At 64.7% G+C, this 11200-nt stretch carries 9 protein-coding genes; 1 reads left to right on the top strand and 8 read right to left on the bottom strand.

Annotated elements, in window-relative coordinates:
- Positions 1-251: 251 nt before the first annotated feature.
- The 8 genes from IV088_RS10865 to IV088_RS10830 all read right to left on the bottom strand — a co-directional run bounded on the left by IV088_RS10865 (position 252) and on the right by IV088_RS10830 (position 10064).
- Complete coding sequence (locus IV088_RS10865; RefSeq protein ID WP_291101733.1) at positions 252-905, bottom strand: hypothetical protein; 654 nt, start codon at positions 903-905, stop codon at positions 252-254.
- The gene (locus tag IV088_RS10860) at positions 902-3991 is read right to left on the bottom strand and encodes an efflux RND transporter permease subunit (protein ID WP_291101731.1); all 3090 of its coding nucleotides are present in this window, start codon (positions 3989-3991) and stop codon (positions 902-904) included. Before IV088_RS10860 ends, IV088_RS10865 begins: the two co-directional genes overlap by 4 nt.
- On the bottom strand, positions 3988-5121 hold the full coding sequence (locus tag IV088_RS10855) for an efflux RND transporter periplasmic adaptor subunit (RefSeq protein ID WP_291101729.1): 1134 nt from the start codon (positions 5119-5121) through the stop codon (positions 3988-3990). The genes IV088_RS10860 and IV088_RS10855 overlap by 4 nt, the downstream gene beginning before the upstream one ends.
- Positions 5118-6611 carry an efflux transporter outer membrane subunit gene (locus tag IV088_RS10850; RefSeq protein ID WP_291101727.1) on the bottom strand — a complete coding sequence of 498 codons (1494 nt, stop codon included), beginning with the start codon at positions 6609-6611 and terminating at the stop codon, positions 5118-5120. Before IV088_RS10850 ends, IV088_RS10855 begins: the two co-directional genes overlap by 4 nt.
- Positions 6612-6823: 212 nt before the next feature.
- Positions 6824-7285: an isoprenylcysteine carboxylmethyltransferase family protein gene (locus tag IV088_RS10845; RefSeq protein ID WP_367171582.1), complete on the bottom strand. Its 462-nt coding sequence runs from the start codon at positions 7283-7285 to the stop codon at positions 6824-6826.
- Positions 7286-7334: 49 nt separating this feature from the next.
- On the bottom strand, positions 7335-8141 hold the full coding sequence (locus IV088_RS10840; RefSeq protein WP_291101723.1) for an oxidoreductase: 807 nt from the start codon (positions 8139-8141) through the stop codon (positions 7335-7337).
- A gap of 38 nt (positions 8142-8179) precedes the next feature.
- Positions 8180-9061, bottom strand: a complete 882-nt coding sequence (locus tag IV088_RS10835) for a methyltransferase domain-containing protein (RefSeq protein WP_291101721.1) — start codon at positions 9059-9061, stop codon at positions 8180-8182.
- 109 nt (positions 9062-9170) lie between these two features.
- A complete protein-coding gene (locus IV088_RS10830; RefSeq protein ID WP_291101719.1) occupies positions 9171-10064 on the bottom strand; it encodes an NAD(P)/FAD-dependent oxidoreductase in 894 nt (297 codons plus the stop codon).
- A 47-nt stretch (positions 10065-10111) separates the two neighbouring features.
- Between IV088_RS10830 and IV088_RS10825 the strand changes: the two genes are divergently transcribed.
- Positions 10112-10795, top strand: coding sequence for a TetR/AcrR family transcriptional regulator (locus IV088_RS10825; RefSeq protein WP_367171581.1), 684 nt, complete (start codon positions 10112-10114; stop codon positions 10793-10795).
- Positions 10796-11200: the final 405 nt, after the last annotated feature.

Here is an 11200-nt window from a genome sequence, read left to right as displayed (position 1 = left end):
ACGTCAACCAACCATCTCAGCTCGGAGACTACCGCGCGAGCGGTTTAGTCCCAAGGCTGAAAGCCGTCCTAGATGTCGCGAGATGGAATGACTGCATGCTTCGTAACCGGACCGACAGCCCGCGTTGCGTCGGTGTAAGCCATGTGCTCTTTTGCCATCACAAGTGGTTCACGATGCCGATTTCGAATATTTTGGCCTTTTCAGACAAGCTTTCCGGTCACAACTTTCATGTGTATCTAATCGGCCCGAATTCATTCGAGAGCGTTACTGTTATCCATGTGATCACCTGCTTCTAGCTGATGCAGTAGTCGCGTTGCGACGTGCCCAGCCAAGGCGCGCTGGTCTTCGAGTGCCTGAACACCGTTGCCAACGGCAAGCTGGGCACCAAAGTAAAACAGCTGTATCTGTTGTGCAGCAAGTCGATCTCGAAGGCCATCGGCGAGCATCCATTCAGCCAAAGGTCTTGAGGACGTAGCGAAGGAGCATTCTGAAAGTTGATCGGAATGCTGCACGCATAGGGCGTTGACGACAGCGCCGCCACCGTTGGCGGACAGCACAGGCGCGAACGCATCGATCAGCTTCAGGATGCGGCCCACAGTTGGCCTGTGGTTGTCATGGGCCCTTTGGTCCATACCGCCACGTGATGAGGTGCCGTCAAGGCCAGCGACCAAGCAGTTGACGAGCAAGGTCACGTCGGTTAGCTCCCGTACGAGCGTCGCAGCGCGCGCCTGCTTCCCAATGTCCACGAACAAGGGGATCGCGTCAGAGAGCGGAATTTCGCAGCTATCGAGGTGTGCGTCTGCATACATCTTTGCCACACCCCGACCAAGCAAGCCCCGCACGACGGCGGCGCCTACGGCGCTGTCGGCTCCGATGACCAGCACCACAGCCCCTTCGATCTTCATGCCGGTCTCAAGTTGGATGTGTCGGCCAGTGCGCCGCTGTGCCGCTTCACACGGAACCAGGTCGCGTACAGGGCGGGCACAAACACGAGTGTGAGCGCCGTCGCCACGATCAGGCCGCCCATGATGGAGATCGCCATCGGCCCCCAGAAAACGCTGCGCGTGAGCGGGATCATGGCCAGCACCGCGGCAGCGGCCGTCAGCACCACCGGGCGCGAGCGCCTGACCGTCGCATCGACGATGGCTGTCCAAGGCGCCACACCGCGGGCGATGTCTTGGTCGATCTGGTCGACCAGGATGATCGAGTTGCGCATGATCATCCCGCCCAAGGCGATCACCCCCAGCAGTGCCACGAAGCCGAACGGCGCCTGGAAGATCATCAACGCGGGCACAACACCGATGATGGCCAGCGGCGCGGTCATGAACACCATAAACATGCGCGAGAAGCTTTGCAGCTGGATCATCAGAAACAGCAGCGTCACCGCAAACATGGCCGGGAAGATCGCGAACAGCGCCTTGTTGGCCTTGTCGCTTTCCTCGATCGCTCCGCCTTCCTCGATGCGGTAGCCCGCGGGCAGGCTGTCCACGATGGGTTTGAGCGACGGCCGGATCTGCTCCGTGGCAAACGGGCCCTGCACGCCATCCGCCAGGTCGCTGCGCACGGTGAGCACCATGTCGCGGTTGCGCCGCCAGAGCACAGGCTCCTCGAAAGTTGGCTCGATGCGGGCGATCTGCGACAGCGGCACCGTCACGCCGCTGCGCGTGAAGACCTGCAGATCACCGAGTTGACCGATGCCCCTGCGTTCTTCCGTCGAGGCCCGCACGACGACGTCGATCAGCTCCTCGCCACGCCGGATCTGCGTGACCGGCGCGCCGTCCAGCGTGGTCTGCACCAGGCCCTGGATGTCGGCGCTGCTCAGGCCCAGCTGCCGGGCCTTGTCCTGGTCGACCTGCACCTTCACCGAACGCACCTGCTCGTTCCAGTCCAGCTGCGTGTCACGCACCAGCGGGCTCTGGCGCACCACATCGCGGACGCGGTAGGCGATGTCGCGCACCACGGCCTTGTCCGGCCCGACGACGCGGAACTGGACCGGGAAGCCCACCGGCGGGCCGAACTCCAGCCGCGTGACCCGAGCCTTCACGTCGGGCAGCGCCTCGTCTTGGGCGAACAGCGCCAGCAGTCGGGCGCGCACCCGCTCACGCTGCTCGATGCCGGCCGTCTTGACGACGACCTGGGCAAAGCCCGGGTTGGGCAGTTCGGGCTGGATCGAAAGGTAGAAGATCGGCGTGCCGGCGCCGGTGTAAGCGGTGAAGAACTCGACATCGGGGTCCTTTGCAAGGACCGCTTCCAGCAGCTTCACCTGGCGCTCCGTGGCGGCGAACGACGCGCCTTCACGCAGCCGCAGCTCGACCAGCAGCTCCGGGCGTGCCGCGGTCGGGAAGAACTGCTGCTGCACCTTCAGCATGCCAGCGCCAGCCGCACCGAGCAGCAGCACGGTCAGGCCCAGCACCAACCAGCGGCGCTGCACAGCCCAGTCGACGACGCGGCGCAACCGGTGATAGACCGGGCGGTCGTACACGTCGTGGTGCGTGCCCTGGCCCAGGTTCTTGGGCAGCAGCTTCACGCCGAGGTAAGGGGTGAAGACCACCGCGACCAGCCAAGACAGGATGAGCGCGACGCCGACCACCCAGAAAATGCTACCCGCGTACTGGCCGGCGATGGACTTCGCGAAGCCGACCGGCATGAAGCCAGCCGCGGTGACCAGCGTGCCGGTCAACATCGGGAACGCGGTCGAGGTGTAAGCGTAGGTCGCGGCCTCAAGACGGTCCCAGCCTTCTTCGAGCTTCACCACCATCATTTCCACCGCGATGATCGCGTCATCGACCAGCAGACCGAGCGCGATGATCAGTGCGCCCAGCGATATGCGGTCCAGGTTCCAGCCGAGGGCGTACATCACGGCCGCGACCAGGCCCAGCACCAGCGGCACCGACGCCGCCACCACGATGCCGGTGCGCCAGCCCAGGAACAGAAAGGAGACCGCCAGCACGATCGCCAGCGCCTCCAGGAAGGAGCGCTCGAACTCCCAGATCGACTCATCGACCACGCGCGGCTGGTCGGCGTACTGCTGGATCTCCACACCGGCCGGCAATTCCTGGCGGATCTGCGCCAGGCGCGCCTCCATCGCCTTGCCGAAATCGGTGACCCGGACTTCTTTCTGCAGCTTCACGCCGATCGCCAGCACCGGCACGCCGTCGTGGCGGATGGTGAAACTCGGCGGATCTTCGTAGCCGCTGCGCACGGTGGCGATGTCAGAGAGCCGCAGCATTTGGCCTCCCACATCGAGCGTGACTTTGGCGATGTCCTGCACGCCACCCAACTGGCCGTCCACCCGCACCAGCACGCGGTCGTGGGGAGTGTCGGACGAGCCCGCCGGCGCCACCAGGTTCTGGCGTGCCAGCGCTTCGAACACGGCCGAGGGCGGGATGCCCAGTGCGGCCAGGCGCCGCGTGGAGACCTCCACGTACACACGCTCGGCCTGCTTGCCCAGCACGTCGACCTTGCCTGCGCCGGGCACGCTCTGCATCTTGCGCTTCACGTCTTCAGTGACCGTCAGCAGTTCGGCCATCGAAAGGTCGGGCGCGCTCAGTGCAAAGAGCACGCTGTAGCGGTCGCTGTACTCGTCGTTGAAGAATGGGCCGCGCACTCCCTCGGGCAACTCATGGCGGATGTCACCGATCTTCTTGCGCACCTGGTACCAGGCGGCATCCAGCTCTTCCTTGGTGCTGCCGCCCTTCATCCACAGGTTGATGCCGCCGAAGCCCTGGCGCGCGAAGCTGCGCGCGTTGTCGAACTGGTCGATCTCCTGCAGCTTGCGCTCGATGCGGTTGAGGACCTGGTCCTGCACCTCCTGCGCGGTGGCGCCGGGCCACACCACGACGGCCGTCATCTGCGGCACCTCGAAGGTCGGGTCTTCCAGGCGCCCCAGACGGCTGAACGAAAACAGACCGACGACCAGCGTCGTGATGATGAGGAACAGCACCATGGGCTGGTGCGTGACAGCCCATTCGGAAAGATTGAAGCGTTTCATGAGTGGCTCTTGGAGATCTCGGTCGTGGCGGCTTCGGTGGGCCGTTCGATGGCGCGCACGGGAATGCCCGCGTCGAGCTTCTGGGCGCCGACGCTGACCACGCGGCTGCCCGCGGTGAGGCCGCTGACCCGCACCGTGGCGTCATCGATGGCGACCACCTTGACCGGTGTGAACACCAGTCCGGAACCCTGTGCGTTCAGGGTCCACACCCCCTCGGGACCACTGCCCTTGACCAGCGCACTGACGGGCAGCGAGACGGTAGAGGGCCCGGCCTGGGGCGCCGCCAGCGTCAGTTGCACCGTGCTGCCCAGCGGCAGCGCCGAGACCTGCGTTCGCGACTCGGTCGTCGCGGCAAAGCGGGCACGGTAGGTCCGGCCCTGGGCCTGAGCCTGGGGCGACAGCTCGCGCAGCGCCAAGCGCAACCGGACATGAGGTTCAGCCCAAGGCGAAGCAGTCGCCGTGAGGCTGCGAGCGCGACCCACCCAGTCCTCGGGCAGGTCGACCACCACTTCGTTCTCGCCTTCCTTCGCCAGCGACATCACCGGCTGGCCCTCCGGGACCACCTGGCCCCGCTCGAAGCGGACAGCCGTGACGACGCCGGCGTAGGGCGCGACCAGAACGGCGTAGCCCTCGCGGTTGCGGGCCAGCGCCAGCTGCCGTCCGGCCTGCTCCAGCCGGGCTGCAGTGGCGTCGGCGCGGGCCTTCTGACGCTCATGGTCGGCCGTGCCCACCGAGCCGTCCGCCAACAGTCGACGGAACCGTGCCTCGTCGGACGCCGCTTGCTGCGCATCGACCGACGCCACCTGCACCTGGTCGGCCGCGGCCTTCACCGCCAGTTGGTAGTCGGCCGGGTCCAGCCGCGCCAGCACCTGACCGGCCTTCACGCGGTCGCCCACCTCGACGAATCGTTCCATGACTTTGCCGCCGGTGCGAAAGGCCACATCGCTTTCGACGCGCGCATGGACCACCGAAGTGAACGTGCGCGCCTGTGCCGAGGCCGTGGAAGCCACGGTCGTCACGAAGACGGGTTTGACGACCGCGGGTGGCTGGGGCGGTTCGCTGCAGGCGGTCATCAGCAGGCTCGCGGCCGTCAGGGCAGTGAGCGACAGGGTGGGAAGGGTTCGGTTCACGGGAGAGTCCTTGAGGCGAGGGGTGTCTGGGAGATGCGGTTCTGGTCCCGGGAAAGGACACGGCCGGGTTCGGATGTGGGGGCGGGTGCGTAGCCACCCCCCAGGGCCTTGTAGAGCTGCACGTCGGCCAGCGCCTGCTGCAGGCGGCTGTCTGACAGGGCCAGTTCGCTGGCCAGCACGGAGCGCTGCACGTCCAGCAGCACGAGCAAATCGATCTGGCCTTCGCGCTGCAGCGATTCGGCACGCTGCAACGAACGGCGGCGGTGCTCGGCGGTGAGCGCCAGTGCGGCGCCGCGCTCGGCTTCCTGCGTGCGCACGAGCAGGCTGTTCTCGACCTCCTGCACGGCCACCAGCACCGCCTTCTGCCAGGCCAGCAAGGCCTCTTCGGCGCGCGCCGACTGCACCTGGATGCCTGCCTCGATGCGGCCGGCGTTGAAAATCGGCGCAGCCAAGGCCAGCGCGACGTTCGAAAAATGCACCGGCGCGAGATCCAGCGCATTCAAGCGCAGATCCTGCCGACCCACCAGAGCGCTCAGGAACAGCTTGGGCCACCACTGCGCGCGGGCTTCGGCGCTGCGCAGCGCTTCGGCGCCGACCCGTGCTTCGGCTGCGGCCAGGTCTGGGCGGCGCCGCAGCAGGTCGCTTGGCTGGCCAGCGGCGATGGCTCTAGGCACCGGCCACACAAAGGCCTTGTCGGTGGTCACGACCGGAGCCGACGGGTTGCGACCCAGCAAGACCGCCAGCTGGGTTTGCGTGGTGCCGACGAGCATCCGCAGCGCCGGTATCTGGGCGTCCAGCGCATCGGCCTCGGCGCGGGCGCGGTCCAGGTCAAAGGCGCTGGACAGCCCCTCGCGCACCCTGCTTTCTACCAGCGCCGAGGTCTGACGCTGGGTAGCCGCCAGCGTCTGCACGGTGCGTAACCGTTCCTCGGCGCTTCGCAGGATGAAATACTGCCGCCCCACTTCGCTCGCCACCAGCAAGCGGGCGCCGTGCACGCCGGCGGCGGCGGCGGCCGCATCGGCCCGAGCCGCGTCGCGTGCCGCGCGAACGCCACCGGCCAGGTCGATCTCCCAGGCGAGGTCCAGCCCCGCGCGCAGCGCTCGCGTGTCGGGCATGCCTTGCTTGACCGGTTCGGGCACCCCGCTCTGGCTGCGAGACGCGGCAGCTTGCAGGCTCAGCGTGGGCCACAGCCGAGAAGCCTGCGCATCGGCGCCCGCGCGCGCCTGTCCCACGCGCTGCAAAGCGATGGCCACGTCGTGGTTGGCGGACAAGGCCTCGTTCACGAGCTGCGTCAGCGTGGCGTCGCCGAAGCCGTCCCACCATCCTTCGTCGAGGTAGGAACGGACCGAAGCGGAAGGCTGTTCATTCGAAAAGCTGACCGCTAGCGCAACAGACGGGGAGTGAGCCTGAGGCGCTGGTGTGGAGCACCCTGCCAGGATCAAGACCGACAAAGCAGCCACCGCTGCAGGCGTCAAAGGGGAGGTTTTCATTTGATGTACTCCATGGTCCATTAATTGTATATGGAATTCATGGACTTGCAAGTACATAAAATAAAGCCAATGGCGAATGGGAGACACCGCATGCAGGCAGTCAAGCAAGGAGCTGGAAGCGAGCAGCGAACGGGTACGCGGTGACGGAGGCGAGCTGCACCTTGCAGTCGCAGAGCTTCCTCAAGGCAAAGCGCCTGAATGCCCGTGAGGCTTCATACCCACCTGCGTACCCTCCCCTTGTAGGCCTCGTACTCAGCGCCGAAAAGAGAAGTCAACACCCGTTCCTCCGGAATGATCTGGAACCGAGTGATGTAGAGCACGAACAAGACAACCCATAAGAGAGAAAGCGGATTCGCCAGAAACACAGCCCACGCCAACAGGGTCAGCAAGAACCCGACATACATGGGGTTGCGCGTGTACCGGTACACGCCTTGGACGACCAACGAGGACGCCAGGCTTGCCTTGACCGGGTTCACTGTGGTCCTGGCGCGCCGAAACGCAAGCATTCCGGCAATGCTGATGCCTTGGCCGATGCACACCAAAACGACGGCGCAGAGCACGCGGGCCGGATAGGGCATGTGCACAAGGCCCGCGACGGCTGGCGTCAGCCACATCAGAAGCGCCAGGACAAGCGCCACGACGGGGGGAGGAACCTTCAGTTCAAGCACGCTCACATCACTACACGATGAGATCTAGCACCCGGCCGTGAACACGGTTGTGATTTCAGACCAGTCCGAATGTCTTGCGCAGGCCCTTCTCAACCGGTCCAGCGGGCATGAAGCGGCGCAGCTTGGCCAAGAGAGACGCTTCGCCCTTGGGCGTATGGCGCATCTGCCAGGGGCCTAGGGCCGCGTTGACCATCGTGGCGGCGACCCCATCGGGCTGGGGCGCCTTTTGCACGTTGTTCTGGAAGGCATTGGTGACGATGGCAAGCTCTTTGCTGTAGTCGGGGATACGGGCAGCGGTCTGAGGCGCGTTGAGATCAAGGTTGGTTTTGGTGAAGGAGGGCTCGACCAGCGACACGCGGATGCCGAATTGGCGTACTTCATGATCCATTGACTCGGACAGCCCTTCAACAGCGTATTTGGAGGCCGCATACGAGGCCATGTACGGCGAACATAGAAAGCCCACAACCGAGCTGACATTGACGATGCGACCGGATCGCTGCTGCCGCATATGTGGCAGCACTGCCTTCGTCGTGCGCAAGATGCCGAAGAGGTTGGTGTCGAACAGAGTCTGGGCTTCGGCAATCGAAGTTTCCTCCGCCGCGCCCAGCAAGGTCACGCCCGCGCTGTTGACCAATACGTCGATGCGCTGGGCTTGCGCAATGATGGTCTGGATGCCTCGATCAACGGAAACATCGTCGCGGATGTCCATCTCAATGAGCGTGACGCCAGGTATGGCTTGGGCCTTTGCCGTGTTGCGCACGGTGCCGAAGACCCGGCAGCCTTGTTCGGCAAACTTTGTGGCGGCGGCGCACCCGATGCCTGACGACACGCCTGTGATAACGACAACTTTTGAGTTTGACATGGAAGATCCTTTGTTTGAAAGATGTGGAGTGCGGGCGATCAGTTGTGTATGGGGGTTGACCTGAACGCATTGCGTGCCGTGACGATCCACGCCGCGCCGTTGATCAACACCGACCTCTCGCCGGGAAGTTCAGCGAACGCGGCACGTGTTGCGGCCGAGGCGCGGGCGCGGATGTCGTCGGGCAGATCAGAGAGCGCACGCGACAGCGGGCCGACCTCGAGCGCCATCCTCACTGCGTCATCGATCGCGGCGTCTCGCGTCTTTCCTATGCCGAACGGTACGGAAGCATCGAAGGGCTCGATAGCGATATCGGTAAAGCCGGCCGCGATCAGGATGCGAGCCACCCGCGCCCGATCACCGAACGAAAATGGGCCGGGCGCTTCGGGATCGGGCGGTGCGGTCAGCGGGACGATGTCCCCAATCGCACCCATCGGCAAGCGCATCCAATCGTTCTCTGCCACGCCGCGCCAGCAGACAAAAGCGACCCGTCCGCCCGGTCGGAGCGCGCGTCGCAAGTGGGCGAACGCCCCTGTCGGATCGTCGAAGAACATCACCCCGAAACGCGAAAACAGGATGTCGAACGCGCTCTCGGGCAGCTCGGCGCTGCTGGCGTCGGCCACCCGGAACAGGGCCGGCGTATCCTGTGGCGCAAGTGCGCGCGCTCGGTCGATCAGTGGTTCGGATATGTCCACGCCCAGCACTTGTCCCCCAGGGCCCACGCGGGCTGCCAGAGCCAGACTCGACGCGCCAGCGCCGCAGCCGACGTCCAGCACGCGGTCACCCGTCGCTGGCGCGACGGCTTCGATCGCAGCCTCGCCGAACACCGACGCCACGGCGTCGAGCCGGGTCTGGTTTGCGACCCAGAGCTGCCCGCTCTGATCATTCCAGCCAGCGTTCTGATTGGCATCTTTCGCTGTCATGTCATATCCCTGTATTGATTCACTCAGAACCCGCCAGCGTTTGATGGAGGCCATGGGCAGCCGAGACGCAGCCAAAGCGTCGATGCAATCGGAGACGGGATCTGCTCTATCAAGCCAGCATCGATTGCTGGGCAAAGATGCCAGCCATCGCGCCCTGCCATGTTGACTGCGTGACCGAGGGCAGGAAGGGCGTGGCCAGGTCGCCAGCGGCGTAAATGCCGGGCATGCTGGTTTGGCGGCGCTCGTCGACCTTGAGGACAACGCCAGTGGGCGTATCCACCTTGGCGAGGTCCAGCGATTCATGCAGGCTTGCGGACGGCTTGTTGCGCGGTTGGGCGAACAGGATGTCGACCGCGACATTGCGGTCGGTATGGAGATTGACGGTGGCTATATGGCCGTTTTGATGGGCGATCTCGATGATTCGGTCGTCGACAACGGGTATCTTGCGGTCCGCCAGATCGGCCTGGAGTTCGGGGGCAATGTCGTGACCGTCGGCGAAGACAGTCAACTTGTCAGTCCAATCTTGGAACAATCTGACGGACTGGTGCGAATGCGGACCCGACCAAACGACGCCCCAATGTTGGCCGGCGACTTCAAAGCCGTCGCAATATGGACACGGCACGATGGACGTGCCCCAGCATTCGGCAAAGCCCGGAACATTGGGCATCTGGTCTGCGACGCCATAGCTCAGGATCAGGCGGCGCGCCCTGAGGGTTTCGCCGTCGCCGGTGAGGACGGAGAAGTCGTCTATGGCGCCGGAGATGCTGTCGGCCCGGGAATTGACCAGCCTGATTGCGGGATAGCGCGCCAGCTGCTTGCGAGCTTCGGACAGGATGTCCATCGGTGGCTTGTGGTCATGGCCGAGCACCCCATGCGAGTGGTGACCAAAACGATTGCGCGGCAGACCGGTATCGAGAACGATGACCTTGCGGCGGGCGCGACCGAGCTGCAGGGCAGCGGCGAGGCCGGCAAAGCTGCCGCCGATGATGATGGCGTCATTCATGGTGATGAGCTCCGTGTGGATTGATTATTGGACAATCAAGTACAGTAATGTACGACGCATATAATGAACCGTCAAGTCCATTAAATAAGCCCATGCACGCCCCCTCAGTTCCCGCTCCCAAGCCCCAACGCGGGAGGCCGCGCGATCCCGAACGCGTCCGGCGCATCCTGGAGGCTGCGCAAAGGCACTTCAACGAGCATGGCCTGGAGCGCGCCAGCGTGGATGCCATCGCCGCAGATGCCGGTGTGTCCAAGATGACCGTGTACAGCAACTTCGGCTCCAAGGAGGGGCTGTTCCAGGCAGTAGTGCGCGACAGGACCGTGGCGGTGGTGGCTGACTTCCCGGGGACCGGGGCGCTGGACCCGAACCAGCCGGAGAAGGCACTGGAGGCGATCGGCGCGAGGTTTCTCACACTGACGCGCGGGGACGCCCTGGGCGCCTTGCGCGCTGTCTACGGCGTCGCGGGGGCGCAGCCGGAAGTCTGCCGTGCGTTCTACAAGGAAGGCCCGGAGCGTGTGAACGGTGAACTGGCTGCCTACCTGCGCCGTGCCAATTTGGCCGGCACGCTGAAGGTGCGAAACCCCCTTCAGGCAGCGGACCTGTTCCTCTCGATGTTCCTGGGTTCCGGACATTTCCGCGGACTGCTGATGCTCGAGAAGCCGGATGCCAGGGAAAACAAGGCCCTTCTGCGCGAGGCCGTACGGGTCTTTTTGGCAGCCTACGGTACGTAGGCTGCGCAACGCGGCCCACGGTAGGGAGCGCGCTCCACGGCGGGGACACCATCGTGGCGAATTGGTTCCCAATCTGCGAGGAGCCCATGAGAAAGAGCCGTTTCACAGACGAGCAGATGATTGCGGTGCTGCGCGAGGCAGACCGGACCTCGGTGGCCGAGGCGGCCACAAGGCGCCAGACCGAGCGTACTCGGCCAGGATTTTTTGCTTGAGTTCGGCGCAGTGTTGTGGCGCAAACGGGTCTTGTGATTGGCTTGCGTCATGGCGCCCCCTATCGACTGGTCGAGCGCGCGGTGGTCGCTAGGACTGACTCACTGCAGCCGCTACAGACTGGCCTATCGCGGGTCAGAACCCGCTTGAGTTAAGGGTTGTAGGACGCCCTCCCGCGCAGGCGTGCCGATGACA

This window comes from Hydrogenophaga sp., assembly GCF_018780075.1.
Taxonomy (GTDB): domain Bacteria; phylum Pseudomonadota; class Gammaproteobacteria; order Burkholderiales; family Burkholderiaceae_C; genus Hydrogenophaga.
Note: the sequence above shows the minus strand (reverse complement) of the source record. Positions and strands in the feature narration are given on the sequence as shown.

Excerpts from the sequence above, each read along its gene's own strand:
- IV088_RS10840 (WP_291101723.1), bottom strand. The coding sequence starts at position 8,141 with ATGTCAAACTCAAAAGTTGTCGTTATCACAGGCGTGTCGTCAGGCATC.
- IV088_RS10865 (WP_291101733.1), bottom strand. The coding sequence starts at position 905 with ATGAAGATCGAAGGGGCTGTGGTGCTGGTCATCGGAGCCGACAGCGCC.
- IV088_RS10835 (WP_291101721.1), bottom strand. The coding sequence starts at position 9,061 with ATGACAGCGAAAGATGCCAATCAGAACGCTGGCTGGAATGATCAGAGC.
- IV088_RS10850 (WP_291101727.1), bottom strand. The coding sequence starts at position 6,611 with ATGAAAACCTCCCCTTTGACGCCTGCAGCGGTGGCTGCTTTGTCGGTC.
- IV088_RS10830 (WP_291101719.1), bottom strand. The coding sequence starts at position 10,064 with ATGAATGACGCCATCATCATCGGCGGCAGCTTTGCCGGCCTCGCCGCT.
- IV088_RS10825 (WP_367171581.1), top strand. The coding sequence starts at position 10,112 with ATGTACGACGCATATAATGAACCGTCAAGTCCATTAAATAAGCCCATG.
- IV088_RS10860 (WP_291101731.1), bottom strand. The coding sequence starts at position 3,991 with ATGAAACGCTTCAATCTTTCCGAATGGGCTGTCACGCACCAGCCCATG.